At 69.5% G+C, this 25,040-nt stretch carries 25 protein-coding genes and 1 pseudogene; 15 read left to right on the top strand and 11 right to left on the bottom strand.

Annotated features, from left to right (window positions below):
* Positions 1-243: 243 nt before the first annotated feature.
* From ACIQI8_RS41040 to ACIQI8_RS41030, 3 genes are read right to left on the bottom strand one after another with little or no spacing between them, the layout of a single operon-like run.
* A complete protein-coding gene (locus ACIQI8_RS41040; protein ID WP_402362961.1) occupies positions 244-924 on the bottom strand; it encodes an HAD family hydrolase in 681 nt (226 codons plus the stop codon).
* A 7-nt stretch (positions 925-931) separates the two neighbouring features.
* Positions 932-1,897 carry an LLM class F420-dependent oxidoreductase gene (locus tag ACIQI8_RS41035; protein WP_402363425.1) on the bottom strand — a complete coding sequence of 322 codons (966 nt, stop codon included), beginning with the start codon at positions 1,895-1,897 and terminating at the stop codon, positions 932-934.
* A gap of 47 nt (positions 1,898-1,944) precedes the next feature.
* On the bottom strand, positions 1,945-2,295 hold the full coding sequence (locus ACIQI8_RS41030) for a hypothetical protein (protein WP_402362958.1): 351 nt from the start codon (positions 2,293-2,295) through the stop codon (positions 1,945-1,947).
* Between the two features lie 261 nt (positions 2,296-2,556).
* On the opposite strand from ACIQI8_RS41030, the gene ACIQI8_RS41025 reads away from it, so the two are divergent.
* On the top strand, positions 2,557-3,045 hold the full coding sequence (locus tag ACIQI8_RS41025; protein WP_402362955.1) for a flavin reductase family protein: 489 nt from the start codon (positions 2,557-2,559) through the stop codon (positions 3,043-3,045).
* An 18-nt stretch (positions 3,046-3,063) separates the two neighbouring features.
* On the opposite strand, the gene ACIQI8_RS41020 is transcribed toward ACIQI8_RS41025, so the two are convergent.
* The 4 genes and pseudogenes from ACIQI8_RS41020 to ACIQI8_RS41005 all read right to left on the bottom strand — a co-directional run.
* Positions 3,064-4,074 (bottom strand): SDR family oxidoreductase, encoded by a 1,011-nt coding sequence (locus tag ACIQI8_RS41020; RefSeq protein WP_402362952.1) that lies wholly within the window; start codon positions 4,072-4,074, stop codon positions 3,064-3,066.
* 83 nt (positions 4,075-4,157) lie between these two features.
* Positions 4,158-5,963 (bottom strand): glycoside hydrolase family 15 protein, encoded by a 1,806-nt coding sequence (locus tag ACIQI8_RS41015; RefSeq protein ID WP_402362949.1) that lies wholly within the window; start codon positions 5,961-5,963, stop codon positions 4,158-4,160.
* Between the two features lie 73 nt (positions 5,964-6,036).
* Positions 6,037-7,863 (bottom strand): thiamine pyrophosphate-requiring protein, encoded by a 1,827-nt coding sequence (locus ACIQI8_RS41010; RefSeq protein ID WP_402362946.1) that lies wholly within the window; start codon positions 7,861-7,863, stop codon positions 6,037-6,039.
* 478 nt (positions 7,864-8,341) lie between these two features.
* A pseudogene (locus ACIQI8_RS41005) lies at positions 8,342-8,479 on the bottom strand (protease); the annotation flags it as partial.
* 171 nt (positions 8,480-8,650) lie between these two features.
* Here ACIQI8_RS41005 and ACIQI8_RS41000 point away from each other — a divergent pair.
* The 9 genes from ACIQI8_RS41000 (at position 8,651) to ACIQI8_RS40960 (ending at position 13,958) form a co-directional block, all read left to right on the top strand.
* Positions 8,651-8,866, top strand: coding sequence for a hypothetical protein (locus ACIQI8_RS41000; RefSeq protein WP_402362944.1), 216 nt, complete (start codon positions 8,651-8,653; stop codon positions 8,864-8,866).
* A gap of 143 nt (positions 8,867-9,009) precedes the next feature.
* Positions 9,010-9,192: a hypothetical protein gene (locus tag ACIQI8_RS40995; protein ID WP_402362942.1), complete on the top strand. Its 183-nt coding sequence runs from the start codon at positions 9,010-9,012 to the stop codon at positions 9,190-9,192.
* Complete coding sequence (locus tag ACIQI8_RS40990; protein WP_402363422.1) at positions 9,189-9,641, top strand: monovalent cation/H+ antiporter complex subunit F; 453 nt, start codon at positions 9,189-9,191, stop codon at positions 9,639-9,641. The genes ACIQI8_RS40995 and ACIQI8_RS40990 overlap by 4 nt, the downstream gene beginning before the upstream one ends.
* Positions 9,634-9,894 (top strand): Na(+)/H(+) antiporter subunit B, encoded by a 261-nt coding sequence (locus tag ACIQI8_RS40985; protein ID WP_402362938.1) that lies wholly within the window; start codon positions 9,634-9,636, stop codon positions 9,892-9,894. Before ACIQI8_RS40990 ends, ACIQI8_RS40985 begins: the two co-directional genes overlap by 8 nt.
* On the top strand, positions 9,891-10,628 hold the full coding sequence (locus ACIQI8_RS40980; RefSeq protein ID WP_402362936.1) for an MnhB domain-containing protein: 738 nt from the start codon (positions 9,891-9,893) through the stop codon (positions 10,626-10,628). Before ACIQI8_RS40985 ends, ACIQI8_RS40980 begins: the two co-directional genes overlap by 4 nt.
* Positions 10,628-10,975 (top strand): sodium:proton antiporter, encoded by a 348-nt coding sequence (locus tag ACIQI8_RS40975; RefSeq protein ID WP_402362933.1) that lies wholly within the window; start codon positions 10,628-10,630, stop codon positions 10,973-10,975. The genes ACIQI8_RS40980 and ACIQI8_RS40975 overlap by 1 nt, the downstream gene beginning before the upstream one ends.
* The gene (locus ACIQI8_RS40970) at positions 10,975-12,726 is read left to right on the top strand and encodes a complex I subunit 5 family protein (protein WP_402362930.1); all 1,752 of its coding nucleotides are present in this window, start codon (positions 10,975-10,977) and stop codon (positions 12,724-12,726) included. The genes ACIQI8_RS40975 and ACIQI8_RS40970 overlap by 1 nt, the downstream gene beginning before the upstream one ends.
* A 179-nt stretch (positions 12,727-12,905) precedes the next feature.
* Positions 12,906-13,025: an LPFR motif small protein gene (locus ACIQI8_RS40965; RefSeq protein ID WP_356060683.1), complete on the top strand. Its 120-nt coding sequence runs from the start codon at positions 12,906-12,908 to the stop codon at positions 13,023-13,025.
* An 81-nt stretch (positions 13,026-13,106) separates the two neighbouring features.
* Positions 13,107-13,958, top strand: coding sequence for an EamA family transporter (locus ACIQI8_RS40960; RefSeq protein WP_402362927.1), 852 nt, complete (start codon positions 13,107-13,109; stop codon positions 13,956-13,958).
* Positions 13,959-14,267: 309 nt separating this feature from the next.
* Here ACIQI8_RS40960 and ACIQI8_RS40955 read toward each other — a convergent pair whose 3' ends face one another.
* Positions 14,268-15,134: an alpha/beta fold hydrolase gene (locus ACIQI8_RS40955; RefSeq protein WP_402362924.1), complete on the bottom strand. Its 867-nt coding sequence runs from the start codon at positions 15,132-15,134 to the stop codon at positions 14,268-14,270.
* Positions 15,135-15,915: 781 nt separating this feature from the next.
* Positions 15,916-18,195, bottom strand: coding sequence for a catalase (locus ACIQI8_RS40950; protein ID WP_402362923.1), 2,280 nt, complete (start codon positions 18,193-18,195; stop codon positions 15,916-15,918).
* A 251-nt stretch (positions 18,196-18,446) separates the two neighbouring features.
* On the opposite strand from ACIQI8_RS40950, the gene ACIQI8_RS40945 reads away from it, so the two are divergent.
* The 4 genes from ACIQI8_RS40945 to ACIQI8_RS40930 all read left to right on the top strand — a co-directional run bounded on the left by ACIQI8_RS40945 (position 18,447) and on the right by ACIQI8_RS40930 (position 21,991).
* On the top strand, positions 18,447-18,932 hold the full coding sequence (locus ACIQI8_RS40945; protein ID WP_402362920.1) for an SRPBCC family protein: 486 nt from the start codon (positions 18,447-18,449) through the stop codon (positions 18,930-18,932).
* Between the two features lie 79 nt (positions 18,933-19,011).
* Positions 19,012-20,628, top strand: a complete 1,617-nt coding sequence (locus ACIQI8_RS40940) for a phytoene desaturase family protein (RefSeq protein WP_402362917.1) — start codon at positions 19,012-19,014, stop codon at positions 20,626-20,628.
* Between the two features lie 121 nt (positions 20,629-20,749).
* On the top strand, positions 20,750-21,589 hold the full coding sequence (locus tag ACIQI8_RS40935; RefSeq protein WP_402362914.1) for a DUF1206 domain-containing protein: 840 nt from the start codon (positions 20,750-20,752) through the stop codon (positions 21,587-21,589).
* Positions 21,590-21,712: 123 nt separating this feature from the next.
* The gene (locus ACIQI8_RS40930) at positions 21,713-21,991 is read left to right on the top strand and encodes a GlsB/YeaQ/YmgE family stress response membrane protein (RefSeq protein WP_402362912.1); all 279 of its coding nucleotides are present in this window, start codon (positions 21,713-21,715) and stop codon (positions 21,989-21,991) included.
* Between the two features lie 249 nt (positions 21,992-22,240).
* On the opposite strand, the gene ACIQI8_RS40925 is transcribed toward ACIQI8_RS40930, so the two are convergent.
* On the bottom strand, positions 22,241-23,044 hold the full coding sequence (locus tag ACIQI8_RS40925; RefSeq protein WP_402362909.1) for an RNA polymerase sigma factor SigF: 804 nt from the start codon (positions 23,042-23,044) through the stop codon (positions 22,241-22,243).
* A 690-nt stretch (positions 23,045-23,734) separates the two neighbouring features.
* Between ACIQI8_RS40925 and ACIQI8_RS40920 the strand changes: the two genes are divergently transcribed.
* Positions 23,735-24,160: an SRPBCC family protein gene (locus tag ACIQI8_RS40920; protein ID WP_402362907.1), complete on the top strand. Its 426-nt coding sequence runs from the start codon at positions 23,735-23,737 to the stop codon at positions 24,158-24,160.
* A 195-nt stretch (positions 24,161-24,355) separates the two neighbouring features.
* On the opposite strand, the gene ACIQI8_RS40915 is transcribed toward ACIQI8_RS40920, so the two are convergent.
* Complete coding sequence (locus ACIQI8_RS40915) at positions 24,356-24,718, bottom strand: STAS domain-containing protein (protein WP_402362904.1); 363 nt, start codon at positions 24,716-24,718, stop codon at positions 24,356-24,358.
* Between the last annotated feature and the right edge of the window lie 322 nt (positions 24,719-25,040).

The following is a 25,040-nucleotide window of genomic DNA, read 5'->3' as shown; positions in this document are numbered from 1 at the left end:
GAGGCACCGGAGGGCACGGCCCCCTCACGACGATCCAGGTGACCCCGCCCGAGCAACGCTGGACGCCTACGAAGGGTTCCAACGCGTCGCCTCACGCATCTGGAACGAGTCGGTTCCCAGGGACGCCCTGTAGACCCCGGCGGACAGCCCGTTCAGATGCGAAGCCGCCCGCTCGCACCAGCAGGGTCACCTGCCGGCCAAGGGCCTGATCGCCGCCCGCGGTCAGCCGCTCGGGACGTCGACCTATCCTGAGGACTCGCGGTCGGCGAAGACGCTGGTGTCCAGGTGTTCGAGGAGCTCGGCGGCGTCCCGGTACACAGCCTGAGCACCGGCGCTCTCCAGATCCGCGCGGGGGATCCCGCCGGAGAGCACCGCCACGGGAGTCACTCCGTCCCGTACGGCGGCCTTCATGTCCCAGACGGTGTCGCCGACGAACACGGCCCGTTCGCTGGGGACTCCGGCGAGATCCCTGGCCTGCCGGACGGGGTCGGGGGCGGGCTTGCCATCGGCGACGTCGTCCGCGCTGGCCTCCCCGCCGATGACCTCGTCCGCGTCGATGGCACGGCGCAGCGCGGAGAGTTCCGCGCCGCTCGCCGAGGTCGCTAGGACGATCTCCCAGCCCCGCCCGGCCAGCGCGCGCAACAGGTCCCCTGCCGCCTCCAACCTCGGGAGCCGGTCGAAGTACGTGGCGTAGAGGGCGTGATGGGCCGCTTCGAGTTGCTCGTCCCCGTCGGGATCACGGCCGTCACCGAGCAGGTGCTCGATCAGATCCCCGCCGCCGAGACCCACCGCCCGGTGGATCTCCCGCATGGGAACCCGGTGGCCCGCCTGCCGGAAGGCCTCCCACCAGGTCACGACGTGCAGGTGGTTGGTGTCGACGAGCGTTCCGTCGACGTCGAAGATCGCCGCGCGCTTTGAGCTCATCACACGCTCACAGTTCTCGGAGGGCGGGGAGCAGCTTGTGTTCGGCCCATTCCAGATAGGGCTCCTGGTGGTCGCCGCCGATCTGGACGAGTGCGACCTCGGTGAACCCCGCCTCCACATAAGGGCGTACGGCTTCCACGACCGCCTGCACGTCGTCGCCGCAGGGGATGGACTCGGCCACGTCCTCGGGGCGTACGAACTGGGTGGCGCCCGCGAACGCGGCGGTTCCGGGCAGTTCGGAGTTGACCGGCCAGCCGCCGCCGAACCAGCGGAACTGGTCGTGGGCGCGGGCGATCGCCGCGTCACGGTCGGTGTCGTAGCAGATCGGCAGCTGGCCGACCCTGGGCTTGCCCGTGCCGCCGTGCCGGTCGAAGGAGGAGATCAGTTCCGGCCGGGGCTCGGTGGCGATCACCAAGTCCGCCAGACGGCCCGCGAGTTCGCACGAACGCTCACCCGAGACGGCGACCCCGATCGGCGGGGACACCTCCGGCAGATCCCACAACCTGGCGTTCTCCACATCGAAGTGGACACCGTGGTGGTTGACGTTCTCCCCAGTGAAGAGGGAACGGATGATCTCCACGGCCTCTTCCAGCTTCTGAAGACGGACGTGCGCGGCAGGCCAACCACCACCCACCACATGCTCGTTGAGGTTCTCCCCGGAGCCGAGTCCCAGACGGAACCGGCCCTCGGACAGGAGTTGCACGGTGGCCGCCTTCTGGGCGACGACCGCCGGGTGGTAGCGGGTCGTGGGGCAGGTCACGTACGTCATCAGGGGAATGCGTTCGGTGGCCTGCGCGGCGGCACCGAGCACGCTCCACGCGTAGGAGGCGTGGCCCTGGGACTCCAGCCAGGGAAAGTAATGGTCGGACGTGACCGAGAAGTCGAAGCCGGCGCGCTCGGCGCCGACCACATGGCCCACCAGCTCCCGCGGCCCTGCCTGCTCCGTCATCATCGTGTAGCCGATCTGCACCATAGCGCTCATCTCCTCGTGGGCCGCGTGCGCGGGTTCCGGTGTCCGCCTCAGCGCTGCTTCGTGCCGAGCCGCAGGTCGACCTCCTTCTCCTGGTCCCCCGAGGCCGTGCCCCGCTCCTGGACGGCGAAGGCGACATCCAAAGCCTCGCGGAGCTGGTCCACGGCGACATAGCTGCCCTGCAGGGTGGCGGTGACCGTGCCCTCCAGTTGCATGGGACCGGTGGTGGGGATCCACTCCTGCGTCGGCTCGAACTCCGCGCTCCACACAGCGGACTGCTCGCCCGGCTGTTCCTGGGGAACGTCGTCGGCCGGCCGGTCGGTGGGGAACGCGATCCGCAGAACACCGAACACGGTGGCGGCGTCCTCCTTGGACGCGTCGGTGAGGGACACGGTGGCCATCAAACTCACTCTCCTTGGGGCGGGGCGGCGGCACGGGGCGCGGTTGCCCGTACCCAGGTCTCGGCTTCCGAGTCCGCGTACCCATCTCGTGTCATTTCAGACGACCGGGCACGGGAAACGGATGGCTGCGGGTGTCCCGGGTACCCAGGCATGCGGTTCGTATCGCGTCCGCGACCGCCCGGCGCGTCGTGCGCAGACCGGAGCACGGAACCGTTGAACGCTTGGCCGACATCCGACCCCTTCAGGCGGGAGCCGAACACCGTGACCGATCTCGATCCCTTCACCGACCTGCTCGACTATCCGATGTACGTCGTGACCGCCGAGGCCGACGGGGAGAGGGCCGGCTGCCTGGTCGGATTCGCCTCGCAGTGCTCGATTCAGCCCGCCCGGTTCATGATCTGGCTGTCCAAGGAGAACCGGACGTACCGCGTCGCCGAGCGCGCCGAACGTCTCGCGGTCCATCTCCTCCGCCGCGACCAGGACCGGCTGGCCCAGCTCTTCGGTGGCGAGACCGGCGACCGCACCGACAAGTTCGCGGACGTTCCATGGCACCGGGGGCCGGGTGGGTCACTGATCCTCGACGAGGCCCCTGCCTGGTTCGTCGGCGGCGTGGAGAACCGGATCGACGGCGGTGACCACGTCGGTTTCCTGCTCGCACCGGAGGCGGCGGACAATCTCGCGGGCCCCCGCACCCGGCTGCTGACACTCGACGACACCCTTGGCATCACCCCGGGCCACCCGGCGAACTGAGCGGCGCCGCCGCCCCCGCTACCGCGCCCGCCTGCGCCGCATCACCGCGCCCAGGCCCACCGCCGCCGCTCCGGCTACGGCCAGCGCGCGCCCGGGGTGTCGCGCGATGGCCGTCTCGGCCGAGCGGGGGTGGGCCGTGTCGTCGAAGGTGCCGTGTGCGCCGTGGTCGTGCTCCGGGGCCCCGTCCACGGGGTGCCAGAGATTGGTCGGGCGGGTACCGGGGTCGCTGTGCTCGGTCTGCTGCGACGCGTAGCCCGTGCGCGCGAGGTAGCGGTCCAGCAGGGCGGGTGCCAGTTTGTTGGCGAGGATCGTCGCGGCGGTGGACGCGCCCACGTAGTACTGCTTGCGGTGCGGATGGTCCGCCGCGTTCACCACGGCCCGCGCGGCCACCTCCGGCTGGTAGATGGGCGGTACGGGCTGGGGGTCCTTGGGCAGTCGGGACAACACCCATGAGAACTGCGGGGTGTTGACGGCCGGCATCTGCACCACGGTGATGTTCACGTGGCTGTGCTGGTGCATGAGCTCGGTACGCACGCTCGATGTGAAGCCGTTGACGGCGTGCTTGGCGCCGCAGTAGGCGGACTGCAAGGGGATGGAGCGGTCGCCGAGGGCCGAGCCGACCTGCACGATCGTGCCGGCGTCTCGCGGGAGCATGCGCTGGAGCGCGGTCCGGGTGCCGTTCACGAAGCCGAGGTAGCTCACTTCGGTGACCCGCTTGTACTCGTCGGGCTCGATCTCGATGAACGGCGCGAACACCGAGGTGAAGGCGTTGTTGACCCAGACGTCGATCGGCCCGAAGGCCTCCTCGGCGGCCACGGCGGCGGCCTCGACCTGGGCGGGGTCGGCCATGTCGGTGGGCACGGCGAGGGCACGGCCGCCCCGTTCCTCGACGTCGGCGGCCGTGGCGTCCAGGCCCGCCTTGCCTCGTGCGAGGAGAACGACGTTGGCGCCCCGCTCGGCGAAGAGTCGTGCGGTGGCCCGGCCGATGCCGGCGCTGGCCCCGGTGATGACGACGGTCTGCTGGTTCATGTTCGTCCTGTTCGTCTCGGAAGTCGTGAGGGGAGGCCGTACTTCAGCCGCCCGGGCCGAACTTCGGGCGTGATGCGGCAAGGTCAGGCGGGTGGGTCATGGGCGAGGGTGGCCGCGGTGTCGAGCAGGAGGGCGTGGACGAAAGCCTGGGGCAGGTTGCCGCGCAACTGCCGTTGGGCGATGTCGTACTCCTCGCAGTACAGGCCCGCTGCCCCGCACGCGTCCCGGTTGCGTTCGAACCACCGGTGGGCCTCCACCTCGCGCCCCTGCTGGTGTTCGGCCAGTGCCGTCACGAAACCGCAGAGCAGGAAGGCGCCCTCCGCCTCCTCCAGAGGTCGTTGATCGTGCCGGAAGCGGTAGGCGTAGTGGTCGCGGGTGAGGTTCTGCGTGTAGGCGCGGAGGGTGGCGCGGGTGCGCGGGTCGTCGGCCGGGAGCAGTCCGCGTACCGGGGGCAGCAGCAGGGCCGCGTCCAACCCGGTGTCGTCCTGGGCGCGTTGCCAGTGTCCGTCGGGGTGCAGTGCGTGCGCCGTGGTGTGCGCGAGGATCGTGTCGGCCAGCTCGGTCCACTCGCTCGTGCGGGTGGCATCCGGCGCCATATCGGCGATCCGCCGCAGCCCCGCCGCGCAGATCAGCCGGCTGTGCGTCCAGGCCCGTTCGTCCAACTCCCAGATCCCGGCGTCCGGTTCGTTCCAGTGGGCCATGATGGCGGCCACGGCGATCTCGGCGGCCTGTTGTCCGTTTCGGTCGAGTCGGTCGTGGCGCGCGGCGGCGGCGAACAGCAGCAACGCCTCGCCGAACGCGTCGAGTTGGAACTGCCGGTTGACGTGGTTCCCGATCCGGTCGAAGCCGCCCGGATAGCCCGGCAGGTCGAGCGTGCGCTGGTCGGGCACGGGCCCGCCGTCGACTGTGTACGCCGGTTTCAGCTTCGGCCCGTCCTCGTGCAGCCTGGCGCTGACGAAGCCAACGGCCTCGTCCAGCAAGGGGTGTTGACCGGCCGCTGCCATTGCCTGGCCCGCGATGCATTGGTCGCGGATCCATGCGTAGCGGTAGTCGTAGTTGCGGCCTGCCTCGGAGCGCTCCGGGAGGCTCGTCGTGGCCGCGGCGACCATGCCTCCGTCGGCGCTGGTCATGCCGCGCAGTACGGCGTACGCCTGCCGTGCGTCCCGGGCGGCGACGGTGTTGTCCAGAGCGGGTACGGCGTCCGACCAGGCGCGTTCGGTCCGGGACCACTCCGTGGACGGAATCGGCAGCGGGGCGTCCCACAGCGGGAACTCACTGAGTTCGAGCACGAGGTCGTGCCGTTGTCCGGCGTCCAGGTCGAGATCGAGGGTGAACTGCCCACCCGTGGAGTCGGCTTCGCAGAGCGAGGCATTCCCGCCACCGCTCCAGCGCAGGTGCAGGTCGCCCACCTGTGCGGTCCACACACCGTCGTCGTCGCGTCGCGCCTCGCGCACGGGTCGGGTGCCGTACTCGGCGACGGGATGCAGTACCACCCGGACCCTCGCCGGTCCCTCCGTCGCCCGCAGGCGCCGCAGCAGGACGAGTCGACCTCGTTCTGCCGGAAACCCGAGGGCTTCGCGGCACTCCACGATCTCGTCCTCGGTGACCCAGCGACTGCGCCAGATCAGTGAGCCCTCTTCGTAGTGTCCGCCGGGCACGAAGCGGCCTCTCGGTGTCACCGCGTAGAGGCCGGTTCCACCGATGAGGGTGGAGAAGACCGCGCCGCTGTGCCAGCGGGGTGCGCACAGCCAGGCGATCTCCCCGCGCGGGCCGACCAGCGCCCCGCGTTCGCCGTCGGCGAGGAAGGCGTAGTCGTGCAGTGCCTGGGGCGGATACACCTCCTGCTCGACGGGTCCCCGCACGTTCGACGTCCTCGGCGTGTTCGTCATGACTCCCTTCCTGTCCCCAAGGCCTCTCTTCCTGTTCCGCCCATCCGGTCCGGTACTCCTGTGTGCGGGGCCCTCACTCCTCCGGCTTGTCCTGGCGCTGCTTGCCGCCGGGGAGCAGGTCCTGGACCTTCGCCTTCAGGCCCTGCCGGATCACGCCGGCTCGGTCGCTGTCGCCCTTGAGGACGGCGGAGGCGGCGGCCTCGATCTGTTCGAGCGTGGCGTGCGGCGGGATCGGCGGTACGGCCGGGTCGGTCCGGAAGTCGATGACGAAGGGCCGGTCGGCGGTGAGAGCCCGCTGCCAGGCGTCCTCCACCTCCCCCGGCTTCTCCACCCGCACCCCGCCCAGGCCGATCGAGCGGGCGAAGTCGGCGTACGGCACATCCGGGAGAGCCTGGGAGGGCAGGAACTGCGGGGCGCCGCCCAAGGCGCGCATCTCCCACGTCACCTGGTTGAGGTCCTGGTTGTTGAGGACTGCGACGATCAGCCGCGGGTCCTCCCACTCGGGCCAGTACTTGGCGGCGGTGATGAGTTCGGCCATGCCGTTCATCTGCATGGCCCCGTCCCCGACGATCGCCAGAGCGGGACGGTCGGGGTGGGCGAACTTGGCGCCGATGACATACGGCACACCGGGTCCCATGGTGGCGAGGGTGCCGGACAGGGAGCCGCGCATGTTCCCGCGCATCCGCAGGTGGCGTGCGTACCAGTTGGCGGCGGAGCCTGAGTCGGCAGCCAGGATGACGTCGTCGGGCAGGAGCGCGTCGAGCGTGTGCACGACGTACTCCGGGTTGATCGGGTCCGCGTCCACGGCGGCCCGGCGCTCCATGACGTCCCACCAACGGGCCGTGGCCATCTCGGTCTTCTTGCGCCACGAGCCGTGCTTCTTCCGCTTCAGCTGCGGCAGCAGCGCCCGAAGCGTCTCCTTCGCGTCCCCGACGAGGTTGACCTCGAAGGGATAGCGCAGCCCGATCATGAACGGGTCGATGTCGATCTGCACGGCCCTGCTCTGCCCGAACTCCGGCAGGAACTGGGTGTAGGGGAAACTGGAGCCGATCACGAGCAGGGTGTCGCAGTCCCGCATCATCTCGTAGGAGGCACGGGTGCCGAGCAGGCCGATCGAGCCGGTGACGTACGGCAGGTCGTCCGGCAACGCGTCCTTGCCCAGCAGCGCCTTCGCCACCCCCGCGCTGAGCGCCTCGGCGATCTCCTCCACCTCGGCCCGGGCACCCCGCGCACCCTGCCCGATCAGGATCGCGACCTTCTCCCCCTCGTCCAACACCTCGACGGCGCGCGCGAGTTCAGCCGCAGGAGGGACCGGCGCGGAGTGTGTCAGACCGAGGCTGGACGGCACCATCTTGAAGGCATGGGTGGGCTTCGAGTAGGTCAACTCCTGTACGTCGGCGGGGATGATGACCGCGGTCACCGTCCGCTTGGCGTACGCGGTGCGCATGGCACGGTCGAGGACGTTGGGCAGCTGCTCGGGGACGGTCACCATCTCGCAGTACTCGGAGGCCACGTCCTTGTAGAGACTCAGCAGGTCGACCTCCTGCTGGTAACTGCCGCCCATGGCACTGCGGTTGGTCTGCCCGACGATCGCGACGACCGGGACGTGGTCGAGCTTGGCGTCGTAGAGACCGTTGAGGAGATGGATCGCCCCGGGGCCCGACGTCGCCGCGCAGACACCGACCTTGCCGGAGAACTTGGCATAGCCGACGGCCTCGAAGGCGGACATCTCCTCGTGCCGCGACTGCACGAACTTCGGCTTGTTGTCAGAGCGGCCCCAGGCGGCGAGGAGGCCGTTGATGCCGTCGCCGGCGTAGGCGAAGACGTGGTCGACGTCCCATTCGCGGAGCCGCTGGAGTACGTAGTCGGACACCTTGATGGACACGGGGGTTCCTCTCATCGCGCTGATTGCCGGATGCGGAGCCGAAGGGCCGCGGCCGCCGCGGCACCGAGGGCACCGGCTGCCGCGCCCGCTGCCGGCAGGCGGCCGTCACGGCCGAGCCCTCGGGCCGGTCGGCGAGCTTCTCTGGGTGTTCGGCGGGCAGATACCGGCCGCCCAGGGCGAAGGCCAGGGCCTCGGCCAGGTGCAGGGCGCGTCGGCCGGTGTCGCCCCGCGGGGCCACGACCCCGATCGGGACCTGCCGGTAGTTCGAGCCGTCCGTCGCGTAGGCACCCCCGCTGCCCGCGACGGACCGCACCTCGCCGTCGACCCGCCCGCGCAGCGCCTTCTCCAGGGCCCGCGTGTCCAGCGTCGTCTCCGATCCAGGTGCCTCGACCACCATCGACTCCCCTCAGTGAGGGCCCCGACGCGGAGAACCGCCGGGTGCCGTGTGGCCGGGTGCCCGGTGATCGAGGCCGCTAACGCCCGGCCGCGTGAATCAGCCTTCGTTCCTGGCCTTGGTGAACCAGGTGAGGAGCGCTTCGCAGAACGCCTTGAGGCCATCGGGCCTGCGAGTGGTGATCAGCGTGTTGCGCCCGTTGTCGCAGACGCGTACCTGTTCGTCGACGCAGGTCCCCCTGCGCCCCGGATGTACCGACGTCCCGGACCCGCGTCCGGATGTTCCGTCGTGCCCACCGCGTACCCGAAGCCCCGACACCGACACGGACGACCGGTATGGAGGTTTCTCCGCTCGTTCCGGGGAAACCCGCATCTCGCCCTCGCGCGGCTTTCCGAAGAAGGACATGCCATGGCAGTGCTCGCGGTGCTCATCCCGCCCTTCATGCTCGGCCTGGTGCTCGCCCTGGACAGATTCGAGGAACTGCTGCTGCCGCCGACGGACACCGGCCGACCCACGCCGGTTGTCACTCCGAGTACGAAAACCCCTACGGAGAACGTCATACCTGTGGCGATCGTCCGCCCCAGCGCCGAGGAAGCGCGCCGCGGGTTGAGCCCCTCCGCGTGACTGGTTTCCCTTCGCCTTGTCAGGGCACTTCGGTTGCCGGGTCGTCGCGCGCCGCCTCGTGGCGGACGGTCGGCGATGCTTGGATGGCATAACGGAAACTGTCAGACAAACAGGGTGAATTGGTCTCCCGATGGAGGTGCCGTGTGAGTCGACGCAGGACGCTCCTCGGCGTGGGCGAGGTGCTGGCCTGGTGGGCCGTTCTCGCCCTGTTGTGGCTGGTCTTCATCAGCGCCGTGAACACACTCGAACTCGTCGTGGGCGCGTCCGCCGCGTTGATCGGCGCGTGCGCCGCCTGGGGTGCGCGGCGGGCGGTGAACGGCTGGTGAACGGCTGGACCGTCACCGCGACGACCGCGCTCGCGGCGGGAGTCGGCGCCACGGTCTGGGGCGTCGCAACGGGACCATTTCGGCGGGCGGTCGTGGCGCAGAACCTGTCCACCTCGCTGGCCTGCCCCGCCCTGCTGCTCCTGGCCCAGGGCTACGACCGGCCGTCGTACGTCGATGTGGCCCTGCTGCTGGCCCTGTTGGGTCCGGTCGGCACCCTCGTCTTCGCCCGCCTCCTCGCGGAGGACCTCGCGGACGATCCACCCCAGACGTGGGGACTCACCTACGCGGTCGCGGCGTTCGGCGCCGCTGCCGTGATCGCCGTGTGCGTGGCCACCGGCCCCGGTCGCGCACTGGCGAAACTCCTGATCGTCGGCGCCCTGTTGATCGGCGGGAACCTCACCGCCTCCCGTGCCCTGTCCGGCGGCTTCGCGGGGAGCCGGCGTGGATGACCCACTGATCGTCGTGGCACTGCTGCTGGTCGCCGCCTCCGCGACAGCCGCCGTCGCCACCCGTGACCCGTCACGACAGGCACTCGTCCTGGCCGTCCTCGGAACGGTCCTGGCCGTCCTGTTCACCGTGCTCCAGGCCCCCGACGTGGCGCTCTCCCAACTGGCCGTGGGCTCCGCCCTCACTCCCCTGCTGATCATGCTGTCCGTGCGCAAGGTCCGCCGACCACGGCGAAAGAAGGAGACGGACCGATGACCCGCCGGACACGGCTGCTCGTCGCGGCCGTCGGCGCCACCGGCCTCGCGCTCCTCCTCGTCGCCGCCTGCCTCGACCTGCCGGGCTTCGGCGGCGACCAACACCCGTACGGAGAGCGGGTGGTGCGCGCATCCCTCGCCCGGCACACCGCCAACACGATCGCCTCCGTCAACTTCGACCAGCGCGCCTTCGACACCCTCGGCGAGATGAGCATCCTGTTCGCGTCCGTCCTGGGCACGGTCGTCCTACTGCGCCAGACCCGCGACGAGCACCGCGCCGCACCCGAACCCGAGCGGGTCGCGCTCCCCGTCCGCCGGTACGCGCTCCTCGTCCTGCCCGTCGCCGTCGTCACCGGCCTGTACGTCATCGCGCACGGCCAACTCAGCCCGGGCGGCGGCTTCCAGGGCGGGGTCGTCGTGGCGACCGCCCTCCACCTGCTCTACCTGGGCGCCGACTACCGCGCCCTGGAACGCATCCGCCCGGTCGACTCCTACGAGATCGCCGACGCCCTCGCCGCCTCCGCCTACCTCGTACTGGGCCTCGCCGGACTCGTCGCGGGCACCGCCTTCCTCGCGAACTTCCTTCCCTACGGCACCTTCAACACCCTTTCCTCAGGCGGCACCGTCCCCCTCCTGAACGCCGCCATCGGCATGGAGGTCGCCTGCGCGGTCGTCGTCCTGCTCGCCCACTTCCTGGACCAGGCCGTGGAGATCGAGAAGGGCGGCGAGAAGTGATGACGGTGTTCCCGTACCTCGTCGCCGCCTGGGTGTTCCTCGCCGGCTGCTACGGACTGGTGACCAGCAGAAACCTCATCCACGCCGTGGGCTGCCTCGCCGTCTGCCAGTCCGCCACCTACATCCTGCTGCTCGCTGTGGGCTACCGCGACGGCGCCACCGCACCCGTCTTCTCCGACCTGAAGCCCGGCTCCCACCCGGTCGTTGACCCGGTGGTCCAGGCCCTCGCCCTCACCGACGTCGTCGTGGGAGCCACGGTGACCGCCGTGCTGCTCGCGCTCGTCCTGCAGATCTCCAAACTCCACGGCACCATCGACCCCGACGAACTCTCGGAGCTGCGCGGCTGATGCACCACCTGCTCCCCGTACTCGTCGCCGTCCCCCTCCTCGGAGCCACCCTCCTCGTCGCCGGCGGACGCCACCTCTCCCGCGTCGCCGCCGAGACGGTGAGCTGTGTCTTCGCGGCGGGCACGGCGGTCCTCGCGGTCGTCCTGCTCCTCAACTCCTCACCTCCTCTGACCGATTGGGTCGGCGGCTGGACCCCGAAGGGGGGCGAGGGCGTCGGAATCGTCCTCGTCGGAGACGGTCCAGGACTGGGCATGGCCGCGCTCGCGTCCCTGCTGACCGTGGCGGCATTGGCGTACTCCTGGCACTACTTCGACGAACCGCCCCACCGGCACGCGGGCTCCTTCCCCGCCTTGATGCTGCTCTTCCAGGGCGGCATGTGCGGCTTCGCGATCGCGGGGGACCTCTTCGACGCCTTCGTGTTCTTCGAGTTGATGAGCGTCGTGGCGTACGCGCTGACCGGCCATCGCGTCGAAGAACCGAAAGCCGTGCAGGGTGCGTTGTCCTTCGGCGTGCTCAATTCCCTTGGGGCGTATGCCGTGTTGATGGGCATCAGCCTGCTGTACGCGCGCACCGGTGAACTCACCATGGTGAAGATCGGCGCGGGCCTCGACCGGCACGGCGGCCCCGACGCGCTCACCCTCGCGGCCTTCGCACTGATCCTGACCGGCCTGTTGGTGAAGGCCGCGGCCGTGCCGTTCCACTTCTGGCTGCCGGACGCGCACGCCGTCGCGCCGACCCCCGTGTGCATGCTGCTGTCCGGAGTCATGGTCGAACTCGGCGCCTACGGCGTCTGGCGGATCCACCGGACGGTCTTCTCCGGCCCGGGCGGAATCCCGGCGTCGGACGTCGAACGGGCCCTTGTGGTGCTGGGTGTGCTGACCGGCGCGCTCGGCGCCGTCATGTGCTGGTACCAGCGGCACATCAAACGGCTGTTGGCGTACTCCACGGTCGCCCACATGGGCCTGTTCCTCATCGGCATCGGCGTCCTCAAGCCCGAGGCCGACGACGGTGTCGCGCTGTACATCCTGGGCCACGCCGGGGTGAAGGCGGCCCTGTTCGCCTGCACGGGCGTGCTTCTCGACCGTTATGGCTCGGTGGACGAACACGCCCTGCACGGACGCGCCCGCGAGCTCCGTACGGTCTCCGTGCTGTATGTCGTCGGCGCGTTGAGCCTCGCCGGCCTGCCGCCCTTCGGCATCGGTCTCGGGAAGGCCGTGCTGGAGGAGGCGGTCGGCGGCCCGTTGACCGTCCTGTTCGTCGCCGTGTCGGCGGTGACCGCGGGCGCGGTGCTCCGGGTCGCCGCGCGGGTGTTCTTCGGCCTCGGCCCCAGGCCCGATGACGAAAAGTCGTCGTACGAGACCACCGGCATCGGCGAGGAACCGGAGACCCGGCAGCGGCTGAGCCAGGTGCCGGACACCATGACCGTGGTCCCCGCGGCGCTGCTCGTCGCGTCCCTGGCCGTGGGCGCGGTACCCGGTTTCGCCGCCGCGGCAGGACATGCCGTGTCCGGCGAGGCCACTCCCCCACCGCACTGGACCCTCGCCGGCGTCCTTCTCGCTCTCACCTCGACCGTACTGGCCCTGGGCCTGGCCGCCCTCGCCGTGGCCGGTCCGAGGCCGTTCGGCGAACCGTCATGGACAGCTCCGCTACGCCGCCTGCAGTCCGGGCACATCGGCGACTACGTGGCCTGGATGCTGGTGGGCACGACGCTGCTGGCGGCGCTGGCCCTGCCGGGCATCCTGAACGGCTGAGCGGGCCACGGCGATCGGGGCCGCCAACGCGCCGTCGCCGGCGGACACCCCAAGGACGAGGAGCCGCACCGCCGGACCCTGGAGCCCCCCAGGATCACCTCGCCCACCGCGGCGTGCCTGATGCGTCCCTGGGTATCCGAAACCCACACCCACTCAAGACGTACCTCCTGGAGGTCTTCATGTTCCGTGCCATCGCAGACGTGCTGCGCAGCATCGGCGGCGCGATCGCCACTGTCGTGACGCTGCCGTTCAGGGCGCTCGCCCGGCTATTCGGCGGTGCCTCGCGCTCCGCGCACTGACGACGCCGGTGACGAGGTTCCGCTACGCGCTGTGCCAACCCGGTTCGGCGGAACCGTCACCCGTGGTGAGAGGCCTTTGCGATGGGTGAGTCCCTCGCCCTGTTGTCCGCGGTGTGCTTCGGCGTCACTCACTTCGTCAACGGGCTGCTGTCCCGGAGGGTCGACGGACTGACCGTCGCTCTCCATGCCCAACTGGGCGGCACCGCGCTCGCACTGGTCCTGGCTCCGGCTCTGCCGGGCGATGCCGCCTCGTTCGCGGACTACGCGTGGGGAGCGTTGTCGGGAGTCGGAACGGGCGTGGGGGTCGCCTTCCTTTACCGCGCCATGTCGCAAGGTGCGATGAGCGTGGTCGTTCCCGTGAGCGACGTAGGTGCCGTGGCTCTGCCGGTGCTGGTCGGTGTGACTCTGCTCGGGGAGCGACCCGCCCTGCCGTCGTGGGCGGGTATGGCCGCCGTACTGCCGGCGCTGTGGCTGGTCTCGCAGGACACGGAGAAGACCACGGCCGGCGAGCGGGAGCGGACGATGTCCGCGGGGGTACCGAGCGCGCTGATGGCGAGTCTGGGATTCGGTCTGCAGTTCCTGGCCATGGCTCAGGTGGACGCTGGCAGCGGTCTGTGGCCGGTCGTGGTGAGCAGGGTGGTGTCGGTCGTGGTCATCTCCGGCGTGCTGGCGTCGTACGGCGCCCGCTGGATCATGCCGCCCCGTGCCTGGGCGACAGCGGTGGCGGCGGGAATGGTGGGCACGGCGGCGATCTTGCTGTACCTGGAAGCGACCACGCACCAGCTGATGGCCGTGGCCACTCTGCTCGCCTCCCTCTACCCCGCCGTCCCCGTCGTCCTCGCCCTGCTGCTCCTGGGCGAGCACCTGAACCGTCGCCAGGTGCTGGGCCTGGTGTCCGCGGCACTGGCGGTCGCGCTGATCGCCCTGCACTGAACCGCTGAGCGGCGGCACGCTCCGTAAGAGTCCTACGGCACGCATGATCACCCATCTGCTCTGGGTACCTCAGCCTCGGCCAGGAAGATCTCATGACCCGAGGTGTGGGTCGGATCGGGCTGGGGACTTGATGAGGAGGCTGGGCCCAGTGTTCCCATGGGGCTGGCCTGGCCAAGGCTTCTCCGGTTCAGACCGCGAGCCGGGGAAGCCGCTTGGTCGGTCAGGGGTGGCTGCCGTCCTCGCACACGGACAGCCCGACCACGGCTCTTCCGGTCGAGAAGTGGCGCTGCCCCTGCCCGGGCCCCTACGTCATCTGCCTTGCGCGAGGAAGTCGGTCAGCGCGGAGGCCAGTGCCTCGGGTGCCTGTTCGGCCACGTGATGTCCGGAGTCGATTCCGTGGCCGTGGACGCTGTCGGCCCATCTGCTCCAGACCGCGCGGGGATCTCCGTACAGGTCCTCCAAGTCGTCCTGGAGCGACCAGAGGGCAAGGGTCGGGCAGGCGATGCGCGAACCGGCGGCCCGGTCCGCTTCCTCGTGCTCGCGGTCGATGGTGAGGCCGGCGCGATAGTCCTCAAGCATCGCCCGCACCACGTCGGGATCGCGCGTGGCCTTCCGCCACTCGTCGTAATTCTCCTGGCCCATCACCTTGGGGTCACCGTGGTACCAGCTGTCGGGATCGGCGGTGATCACTCGCTCGGGGATGTCCGGCTGCGCGAAGAAGAACCAGTGCCACCACTGAGTCGCGAACTCGGCGGTGATCCGCGTCAGATGCTCGGTGATCGGCAGGCAGTCCACGAAGGCCACCCGGGAGACGAGTTCGGGGTGGTCGAGTACGAGGCGCAGCGCCACGGCACCGCCGCGGTCATGTCCGACCAGCGCGAACCGGCGATGTCCGAGGTGGCGCATCACGGCCACCACATCCCCGGCGACCGCCCGCTTGGAGTACCCCGCGTGATCCGCCGTGAAGCGCGGCCCCTTGGAGTGTCCGTATCCCCTCAGGTCGGGACAGACCACGGTGTGACCGGCTTCGACGAGCAACGGCGCGACCCGATGCCAGGTCGCCGATGTCCGGGGATGACCGTGCAGCAGTACCACTGGCGGACCGTTCCCGCCGAAGCGAACGAAGACGGAAGCCTCATCGACATCGACCTGTGCCGTCGAAAATCCCTCGAACATCTCGGCCTCCCCAGAACTCGACTCACGCACCGCGTCCTGCCGTCCGCGCGGTGCCGGCAATGCCGGTTTCCCCGACTGACCCCGGATAAGCGTGAATGCCCTGAGCCAGCCATCAGGACCAGCGAGGTGACCACCAACAGTGGGAGGGGAGGATGCGACCGGTATGCGGCCCTGCTCGACCTGTCAGACGGTCGGGTCGGTACGCACGGACAAGCAGCGTCAATCGCACACCCTCGGCGCTAGTCGGTGTCGGCGTCAGCACGCTCGTTGTCGGGGGTACGCCGAAGGCGCCAGACGCCGACAACAGCTCCGAGGGCCCCGCCCACGAGCGCTGCCGCACCTGCCCACACGCCGTTACGCGAGAGCGCCGTAACAAGGAGGGCAGCCAAGAAGGCCCCCAGCAGCAGGTACATGACGACGATGAAGCCTGCCGCAAGGTATCGGTCCCTCAGCGGCGGCAAGCCACCGCTCACCTTCCTGCTCCCCCATCAATTCGACGGCGCCGCCGCATGAGGCTCTCTCTTCCCACTCGGTTCATCCTCCTGGCGTGTGTCCGTAAACCCGACAGAGGCGTAGGTGGCGAACCCCGTTACCGTCCCCAGACCCGCCATCCACGCGACCCGCTCGTCAGTACGCGTTCACCACGACGAGAACTGCCGGCTCCACGCGGTCTCCTCCCGTTGCGCCCAAAGCGGTGGTGCGGCGGAAACCGCCGCACCACCGGGAGGAGATCCCTACCCCCGCAGCTACTCGATGATCACCGCCTGGCCGCCCACACCCCTCACAGAACAGGGGTGAAGCGGCCCCAGGCGCGGTGTCCCCCGAGAAGACGGGTCACCGCCTGCAACGCGGCGGACGCGTCCGTACCGAAAACCACACCGGCGGGGCCCTCGGGGAACCCGGCTGTCTCCAAAGCGCCGGCTCCTTCGCCCCAGGCCCCGATGGCCTTTCCGTGGCGGTAGGCCTCGGTGAGCATCAACAGCAGGCGCGGGTCGAGAGCGGTGGCCAGCGCGGCATCGTCGTCGGCCTTGGCGTCGCGAGCCCCGTAGGCGTCACCGGCCGGAGTCGGCGCTCCGGCCAGCACGATCGCGTCGAACTCGGTGGACCGGGCGGTGGCGAAGGTCCGCTGCACGGTGACCGGGTCGCCGTCGGGGTCCAGTGTGCCGCCGACGGGTGCGATGACCAGCGGAACCATGCCTGCGTCGAGGATCGCCTGCCGCACCTCCCGTACGCCGTCGAGGTCGTCCGCGCCGCTGGTGACGATGCCGATGATCCGCCCCGCGACCGGCCAGTCCCCTCCCAACTGGGAGAGGGCGGGACTCGGTTCCACCACTGCCGGCGGGAGGCTCGGCTCGGGGACCGGAAGGCCCAGACCGGCCGCGACCTGGCTGCAGAGGTCCGGGTCGATGTTGGCGAGCACCTTCAGTGCCCGTTCCTTGATCGCCGTCTCCCAGCACTTGCCGAGCTCGAAGGTGTAGGCGGCGACGATGTGTTCGCGCTCGGTGGCGGACATGCTGAGCCAGAACAGCCGGGCCTGACTGAAGTGGTCGTCGAACGACACCGCGGCCTCACGCACCTTGCGGGCGGCGGGCACCTCGACGGGAACCTCGATGTAGGCCCCGGTGTCCTCGCCGGCGAGGAACGGGCAGCCGCCGTCGAGGGAGTTGGGCCGGTAAGGTGCCACGCCCCGGTGCACCGCGGTCTGGTGCATGCCGTCGCGCAACATGTCGTTGACGGGCGCGTGCGTACGGTTGATCGGTAGCTGCCCGAAGTTGGGTCCGCCCAGTCGGCTGATCTGGGTGTCGAGGTAGGAGAAGAGGCGCCCTTGCAGCAACGGGTCGTTGGTGACGTCGATGCCGGGTACCAGGTGGCCGACGTGGAAGGCGACCTGCTCGGTCTCGGCGAAGTAGTTCGAGGGGTTGGCGTTGAGGGTCATCAGGCCGATCGGGCGCACCGGGGCCAGCTCCTCGGGAACGATCTTCGTGGGGTCCAGCAGGTCGATGCCCTCGAACATCTGGTCCTCGGTGTCCGGGAAGGTCTGCACACCCAGTTCCCACTCGGGGAACGCCCCGGCCTCGATCGCGTCAGCAAGGTCACGGCGATGGAAATCGGGGTCCACGCCCGCCGTGATCTGCGCCTCCTCCCAGACCAGCGAGTGCACCCCCAGCTTCGGCTTCCAGTGGAACTTCACCAGTGTCGTGGCACCTTCGGCGTTGACCAGCCGGAAGGTGTGGACGCCGAAGCCCTCCATCATCCGGTAGGAGCGCGGGATACCCCGGTCGGACATGTTCCACAGCGTGTGGTGGGTTGCCTCCGTGTGCAGCGTGACGAAGTCCCAGAACGTGTCGTGGGCGCTCTGTGCCTGCGGGATCTCCCGGTCCGGATGCGGCTTGCCGGCGTGAATGACATCAGGGAACTTGATGGCGTCCTGGATGAAGAACACCGGGATGTTGTTGCCGACCAGGTCGAAGACGCCCTCGTCGGTGTAGAACTTCGTCGCGAAACCCCGGGTGTCGCGTACGGTGTCGGCCGATCCGCGCGATCCCAGCACGGTGGAGAAGCGGACGAACACCGGCGTCTCGGTGCCCTCGGCGAGGAAGGCCGCCTTCGTGATCCCGGCGGCGGCACCGTAGCCCCGGAACACGCCGTGAGCGGCGGCGCCACGGGCGTGCACCACGCGCTCGGGGATGCGTTCGTGATCGAAGTGGGTGATCTTCTCCCGCAGGTGGTGGTCCTGGAGCAGCACCGGCCCGCGAGGGCCGGCCTTCAGCGAATGATCGGTGTCGTACAGACGCGCCCCCTGCGCGGTGGTGAGGCGGTCACCGCCCTGCGCGACCTTCTTCTGCGAAGTCCCGGTCTCCTGCCCGGTCGGACTATAGGTGTCCGGTCCCCGCTGGTCGGGCTTGGGCGGCAGCGGGCCGACCGGCTCCGTCGGCTCGTCGACCGAGGGCGGCACGGAGGTCGGCGCACCCGGGATCTCGTTACCGGAACGAACAGCTTCCTGGACCTTTTCGACGACCTTGTCGGCGGCGGCCGCCACGGGGTTCTTCTTCTCGCTCACTGGGTTCCGACCTTTCGGAGGGGGCACGACGCGGAAACGATCAGCCATCGGGCAGCCGGTCTGTCGTCGACTGCCGCCCCCGGGTGCCCCTCGGCACGACAGCTGACACATGTACTGGGCAAACAGTCATCGGGGCGTGGCGCGCCCCGGTGAGCGGCACCGAGATGGCTGCTGCCCCGCGAAGGGGTGTGTACCGGCGCTCAGTGGGGGGACTCGCGGGGGACACGACTCTTCGAACGGCGGAGGAACCCATGGCCGTACGGCACCGTTTGATCAGGAGGTCTCCCGAGGTGGTCTGGAAGATCCTCGCCGACGCAGAACGGTACGGGGACTGGGTCGTCGGTACCTCACAGGCCGAACTGGACGAGGGCCTGTGGCCCGAGGTGGGGGCGGCTCTCCGCTACGAAATCAGGATCGGGCCGATCACCCTGCACAACCAGACCGTCGTACGCCGCAGCGAACCGCCCACCATCCTCGAACTGGAGGCGGACAGCGGACCGTTGGGGACCGCGAGGATCGCGATGGAACTGCGGTCGTGGGGCGAGCACACACTGATCATCCTCGACGAACATCCGCTGCGCGGCGCCGGTGGCGTCCTGCACAACCCGTTGCTGGACGCGGCGCAGCAGATACGCAGCCGCGCGATGCTGGCCCGGCTGGCCCGGCTGTGCGAGCAGGACGAAGGTCCGTCCGGGATCACCCCCGATCCACGGCGACCTCGACCGCACACGGCCTGAGCCGCACCGAGCGCTCAAAAGGCGCTGGAGAAGGCCGCGCCCCCCAGTGCGGCGCCACCCAACGAGCCGGGAGCGTGTCATGCCGGACGCAGTAGTGATCGGGGCCGGCCCCAACGGGCTGGTCGCCGCCAACCTCCTGGCCGACGCCGGCTGGATGGTGGAAGTCCTGGAAGCCCAGGACGAGCCCGGCGGTGCGGTCCGGCACGACCACGGGGTCGACCCCGAGTTCGCCAACGACCTCTTCAGCGCCTTCTATCCGCTCGCTGCCGCTTCCCCGGTGCTGGCCGGCCTGCATCTGGAGCGGGAGGGCCTGAGCTGGAGCCACGCTCCGAAAGTACTCGCCCACCCGTTGCGAGACGGCCGCTGCGCGGTCCTCAGCCGAGACCTGGAGGAGACGGCCGCGAGCCTGGAGGCGTTCGCGCCCGGCGACGGAGCCGCCTGGAAGGAGCTGCGGGACGTCTGGGAGTCGCTGCGGCCCGGAATCCTCGACGCCCTGTTCACACCCTTCCCGCCGGTCCGTGCCGGGGCCCGGCTGGCGCTGCGGCTGCGGACAGCGGGTGGGCTGCGACTGGCCAGGACGATGCTGCTGCCGGTCCGGCGCATGGGCGAGGAGGAGTTCCGCGGCGAAGGCGGCAGGCTCCTGCTCGCGGGCAACGCGCTGCACGCCGACCTCGCGCCGGAGGCGGCGGGCAGCGGTGGCTTCGGCTGGCTCATGTCCATGCTCGGCCAGACTTACGGCTTCCCCGTCCCCGTCGGCGGTGCCGGAGCACTCACCTCCGCTCTCGTCCGCCGCCTGACACGGCTCGGCGGAAGAGTCCGCTGCGGGGAACGGGTCACCGAGGTAGTCGTCCGAGGCGGCCGCGCCGTCGGGGTCCGTACCGCGAACGGCGACGCGGTAGTGGCTCACAAGGCGGTTCTGGCCGACGTATCCGCGCCCGCGCTCTACGGCTCGCTGGTCGCGGAGGAACACCTTCCCGGGCGGCTGCTCGCCGACCTGAAACGCTTCCACTGGGACTTCGCCACGTTCAAGGTCGACTGGGCACTGAACGGTCCGGTGCCCTGGACCTGCCCGGAGGCGGCACAGGCCGGGACCGTCCACCTCGCCGAGGGCGTTGACGCCCTGACCCGCTTCGCCGCGCAGATCGCCACGGGCCGCGTGCCCGACGAACCCTTCGTCCTCTTCGGCCAGATGACCACCGCCGACGCCAGCCGCTCGCCCCGGGGCACCGAGTCCGCCTGGGCCTACACCCACGTACCGCACCAGGTGCGGGGCGACGCCGGCGACGACAAGCTGACCGGCTCCTGGGACGCCCGGGAACAGGAGACCATGGCGGACCGCGTCGAAGCGCAGGTCGAACGCTACGCTCCCGGCTTCCGCGGCCTCATCAGGGCCCGGCGCATCCTCGCCCCACCCACGCTGGAGAGCATGGACGCCAACCTTCGAGGCGGCGCCATCAATGGCGGCACCACAGCTCTGCACCAGCAGTTGGTCTTCCGCCCCACCCCCGGCACCGGCCGGCCCGAGACACCCGTGCCCGGCCTCTACCTCGCCTCCGCCTCCGCGCATCCGGGCGGAGGCGTCCACGGAGCTCCGGGGGCAAACGCCGCCCGCGCCGCCCTGCACCCCCATCGCACCGGCACCCTCGCCCACCTCCAGAGTCTGCTGACCCACCGCGACCGCAAAGGACAGCACTGACGGCCCAGGACGACGTGGGACCCTGTGCCGACCTGCCGCACGCCGAGCAACCTCTGACATCTGTGCCGCTCGGGGAGTACGACTTGGGATGGTCGCGCCCTTCGGGGGCATCCGGGAAGACATGGCTACTGGATCGGCAACAGCCCGCGGACACGAACAGGCCCGACGGGCGGCGAACAGCAAAGCGGTCGCGGCAGCGGCCCGGGCGGGCTTCATCGCCCGCGGAGTCCTCTACGCACTGATCGGCGTCCTCTCCCTGCGGATCGCCTTCTCCGGCGAAGGCGAGCAGGCCGACCGGGGCGGAGCTGTCGCCGAGATCGCCCAAAAGCCCTTCGGCACCGTGCTGTTGTGGCTTCTCGGCATCGCTCTGGCCGGGATGTCCCTGTGGCGGCTGTCCGAGGCCGTCTTCGGACAGGCAGGTCCCGACGGTGACAAGCCCGGCAAGAGGGCCATGGCCGCGGGCCGTTCCGTCTTCTACGGATTCGTCGCCTACTCCGTGCTGTCCTACGCAGCCGGCGACAAGAGCAGCGGCAGCGGCAGTTCCGACAAGAATTCTCAGGACGTCACCGCGAAGGCGCTGGACTGGCCCGGCGGCCAGTGGATCGTCGGTGTCGCGGGCGCCGCGGTGGCCGCCGCCGGGATATGGATCGCCGTCCGGGCCCTGATGCGCAAGTTCGAGAAACACCTCAAGATGGCGGAGATGTCCAAGAAGACGCGCCAAGTCGTCGCCTTCCTCGGCGTGTTCGGCGGTACGGCTCGCGGCATCGTCTTCGCCACGGCGGGCGGCTTCGCCATCGCCGCCGCCGTCCAGCACAAGCCCGGCAAGGCCAAGGGCATGGACAACACCCTGCGCACTTTCGCCGACACCCCTGCGGGCCCCTGGCTGCTGGCCCTGATCGCCGTCGGTCTCATCGCCTTCGGGATCTTCTCCTGGGCCAACGCACGCTGGCGCAAGGTCTGACCGGCGGGCGAACCAGGCCCGGTCCACGACCACGTGAAGGCGCCTCAGTTGAGACGTTTGTTCGAGCCCGATCGGCGCACACGCTGAGCTGACACCGCATTTCCCAGAAGACGGAGGCACACCATGGGCATCATCGCCTGGATCATCATCGGCCTACTCGCCGGTGCCATCGCCAAGCTCCTGATGCCGGGCAAGGACCCCGGCGGCATCATCGTCACCATGCTCATCGGCATCGTCGGAGGCCTGCTCGGTGGCTGGCTCGGCAAGGTGATCTTCGGCGTCGACTCCATCGACGGCTTCTTCGACCTCTCCACCTGGATCGCCGCGATCGTGGGTTCGCTCATCCTGCTCCTCCTCTACCGCGTGGTCACCGGCAACCGGCGCTCGCACCGCCACGCCTGACCGCGCTCAAGGCATACGACTCGCCCACTGGACGGCTCCCCCTGGCTCACAGGACGGGAGCCGTCAGCGTCCCCGAGAGACTCCACGGCCCTGGCTCGCAGCACAGTCTTGATCATGCCGTGCTCCTTGGCCTGGAAGCTGCTTGTCCAACATCCGCAGCAACGGCAGGGGGTCCATCGCCCCGCCGGGCGACTCCGGGGGCACCTCGAACCGCCGCACGGCGGATTCACAGGCTGCGCCCCGAACCACCTAGTCCCGTATGGCCCGTTCACACATCGCCTGCTCTCGCAGCCGGTGGCAGCAGAGGGTGATCAGACGCGAGACGTGCATCTGCGAGATGCCGAGCTGCTCGGCGATCGCCGACTGCGACATCCCACCGAAGAACCGCAGGTAGATGATGGTCTGGTCCCGCTCCGGCAATGCCCGGAGACCGGGTTTGACGGCCTCGCGGTCGACGACGGTGTCGAGCGCCGCGTCCGGTTCTCCAAGCGTGTCACCGAGGCAGTATCCGTCCGCGTGGTCGGACAGTTCGGCGTCCAGCGAGAGGGCGGTGAATGTCTCCAGCGCCTCCAGACCCACCAGGACGTCCTCCTCGCTCACGCCGGCCTCCGTGGCGATCTCCGCCGTGGTGGGACGACGTCCCGGGATGGTCTGGGACAGATCCTGCATGGCCGCCCGCACCCGGTTGCGCAACTCCTGGACGCGGCGCGGCACGTGCACGGTCCACATGTAGTCCCGGAAGTGCCTCTTGATCTCGCCCGTGATGGTCGGTACGGCATAGCTCTCGAAGGCGTTTCCAAGGGCGGGGTCGTACCTGTCGACGGCCTTGACCAGGCCGAGGGCCGCGACCTGGCGCAGATCCTCAGTGCTTTCGCCGCGGTTCCTGAACCGGCCCGCGAGCCGGTCGGCCATGGGCAGCCACGCCACCACGATCTGGTCGCGCACAGCGTCATGCCGCGGGCCGGGCGCCAACAGGGCCAGTTCGCGGAACGACTCGGCGGTGTCGGGGGCGTCGTGGTGGGGATGATGCTTCGAACTCGCTTGAGCAGGCATGATGCGTCACAACTCCCCTAAGGCTGGGGTGGACGGTCACCATGGAAAGCGCGGCCGCCGCGTGGACGAGTGCACCGGAATCGACGGCGTCGCTCGCGCGGACGTGCCTGCTGTCTGAAGCACTGCCTGCCCGGGTGCCCGCATCCAGCTGGGGCAAACACCGGGACGGGACGGGGACAGCTCCCCGCGTCGGTGTCCGGTCTTCGGGTACGCGACGGGCTCCTGGTCGACAGCTCCGAAACCGAGGAGAACCGTGTGACCTCGCTGCACGCCCTCACGCTCACGCGACCGACCGTCCCGCATCGGGAAACCGACGTCGCCGCCGCCGGGAGGCTGGAGTTACACCGTGGGTAAAGCGGTCAGCTGACATCCCGTTAGAGATGCCGAACCGCCAAAGGCGGCAACCGTGAGCGGATTCGGTAAAGCAACCTACGGCGCAACACAAAAGGATGGAATCTGCATAGCTCTTGCCGTCGTCTATACCGCCTTCGTTGTCATCGCGACCCGAATAAAGGCGAGCAGACAACAGCGGTAGATCTGCTGATCACCAGATGTGGGCCGAGGGCCCAAACGCCCGGGGTTCCCGGCTCACGCCGCCGACGCACAACAACGGCGCATGCGCAGTCGCAACGCGGGTAGCAGGCATTCACTGCCCTTCCGGATGAAGCCCCCGATGTAAGGAGTCGTCAAGTGTCCGCCTCTCTAGTCGAGACTGTCGATATCCAGGCCCCTGTGTCCGTCGCATGGGAACTCTGGAGCGACGTCACCAGGTGGCCCACCTTTCTGAGCCACGTGCGTCGAGTCGACAGGCTGGACGAACAACGTTTCGCCTGGCAACTGAAACTCCCCGGCGCCGAGAAGAACTTCGTCGCGGAACTCACAGAAGTAATCCCCGAGGACCGGATCGCCTGGCACACCGTCGACGGCGTCGATCACGCCGGAGTGGTCACGTTCCACCACCTCAGCGACACAACCAGCCGAGTCACCCTGCAGATCGAGTACGACCCGAAGGGGTTCATCGAACACCTCGGCGCGCTCACCAATCTGGATTCCACACTCGCCAACTATGACCTGGGCGAATTCCAGAAGCTGGCTGAGTCGACGACAGCACCCTGACCTGACACTCCTTGTGCCTCGCGTAAGCCCGCGACACCGATCCCGACCGGGTCGGTGTCGCGGCTTGGAGATCGTCAAGACCGTCACTGAATCTCTCCTCACCCGCTGGAGTCACCCCGCAGGAGCGGGTGTGCGAGCAGCGAGGCGGACGGTGGCGTCGGTATTCCTCCGATCCGCCCGGGCCGCCCGGCATCCTCAGTCGGCGAGGGCATCGGCGAGGGAATCGCGAACCGGGAGAACGGCCTCGACCCCGACGAGCTGCAGGACCCGCAGAACCGGCTGGGAGGGGGCCACGACCCGTAGCCACGCGCCGGGCCGGTCCCTGAGTGACATCGCCGCGCTCAGCAGGACGTTTATGCCGCTGGAGTCCATGAAGGAGACCCCGGAGAAGTCGATCGCGATACGTCCGGTGCCCTCCACACAGTTCTGGAGGACCGCGCGCAGAGCCCCGCAACTGTCGCTGTCGATCTCTCCGACCGGAGTCACGACGCTGACGCCGTCATGGTCGGCCGTGTGGACGCTGAGGTGCTGTGGCGACGCACCGCTGTCTGGGAGCACGATGTCCTCTCTGATCGAAGTCCGGCACCTGCCGACTCCGGCCGAGAAATCGCGTTCTCGCGCACCGCGCGCAGGCTTGTACACGACCGCCCCGGAACATGGGGTCGGTCGGACAGCAGCCGCTGGGTCCTAACGGCACGTAGCTCCAGTCTACGCGGATGCGGCGGACTGATCAGCGCCATGTGGCACGGTTCGCTGTTCTTCGAGCCACCCGTGCTCTGGGCGTACGGCTCCCTCGGCACCCTCCTCTCCGGCGGCCTGGCCAGGGACGTCACCGCGGCGCGAGACGAGCAGCGTGGTTGTGGTGGTGCGCGAGGGGTAC

Source organism: Streptomyces sp. NPDC092369 (assembly GCF_044755245.1).
Classification (GTDB): domain Bacteria; phylum Actinomycetota; class Actinomycetes; order Streptomycetales; family Streptomycetaceae; genus Streptomyces.
The sequence above is the reverse complement of the archived record's forward strand: the minus strand, read 5'-3'. Positions and strand labels throughout refer to the sequence as shown.

Coding starts and splice junctions, on each gene's coding strand:
- ACIQI8_RS40970 (WP_402362930.1), top strand. CDS start 10,975: ATGCACCACCTGCTCCCCGTACTCGTCGCCGTCCCCCTCCTCGGAGCC.
- ACIQI8_RS41020 (WP_402362952.1), bottom strand. CDS start 4,074: ATGAACCAGCAGACCGTCGTCATCACCGGGGCCAGCGCCGGCATCGGC.
- ACIQI8_RS40965 (WP_356060683.1), top strand. CDS start 12,906: ATGTTCCGTGCCATCGCAGACGTGCTGCGCAGCATCGGCGGCGCGATC.
- ACIQI8_RS41035 (WP_402363425.1), bottom strand. CDS start 1,897: ATGGTGCAGATCGGCTACACGATGATGACGGAGCAGGCAGGGCCGCGG.
- ACIQI8_RS41010 (WP_402362946.1), bottom strand. CDS start 7,863: ATGAGAGGAACCCCCGTGTCCATCAAGGTGTCCGACTACGTACTCCAG.
- ACIQI8_RS40940 (WP_402362917.1), top strand. CDS start 19,012: ATGCCGGACGCAGTAGTGATCGGGGCCGGCCCCAACGGGCTGGTCGCC.
- ACIQI8_RS40960 (WP_402362927.1), top strand. CDS start 13,107: ATGGGTGAGTCCCTCGCCCTGTTGTCCGCGGTGTGCTTCGGCGTCACT.
- ACIQI8_RS41015 (WP_402362949.1), bottom strand. CDS start 5,963: ATGACGAACACGCCGAGGACGTCGAACGTGCGGGGACCCGTCGAGCAG.
- ACIQI8_RS41040 (WP_402362961.1), bottom strand. CDS start 924: ATGAGCTCAAAGCGCGCGGCGATCTTCGACGTCGACGGAACGCTCGTC.
- ACIQI8_RS40980 (WP_402362936.1), top strand. CDS start 9,891: ATGACCCGCCGGACACGGCTGCTCGTCGCGGCCGTCGGCGCCACCGGC.
- ACIQI8_RS40935 (WP_402362914.1), top strand. CDS start 20,750: ATGGCTACTGGATCGGCAACAGCCCGCGGACACGAACAGGCCCGACGG.
- ACIQI8_RS40930 (WP_402362912.1), top strand. CDS start 21,713: ATGGGCATCATCGCCTGGATCATCATCGGCCTACTCGCCGGTGCCATC.
- ACIQI8_RS40925 (WP_402362909.1), bottom strand. CDS start 23,044: ATGCCTGCTCAAGCGAGTTCGAAGCATCATCCCCACCACGACGCCCCC.
- ACIQI8_RS40975 (WP_402362933.1), top strand. CDS start 10,628: ATGACGGTGTTCCCGTACCTCGTCGCCGCCTGGGTGTTCCTCGCCGGC.
- ACIQI8_RS40945 (WP_402362920.1), top strand. CDS start 18,447: ATGGCCGTACGGCACCGTTTGATCAGGAGGTCTCCCGAGGTGGTCTGG.
- ACIQI8_RS41030 (WP_402362958.1), bottom strand. CDS start 2,295: ATGGCCACCGTGTCCCTCACCGACGCGTCCAAGGAGGACGCCGCCACC.
- ACIQI8_RS40955 (WP_402362924.1), bottom strand. CDS start 15,134: ATGTTCGAGGGATTTTCGACGGCACAGGTCGATGTCGATGAGGCTTCC.
- ACIQI8_RS41000 (WP_402362944.1), top strand. CDS start 8,651: ATGGCAGTGCTCGCGGTGCTCATCCCGCCCTTCATGCTCGGCCTGGTG.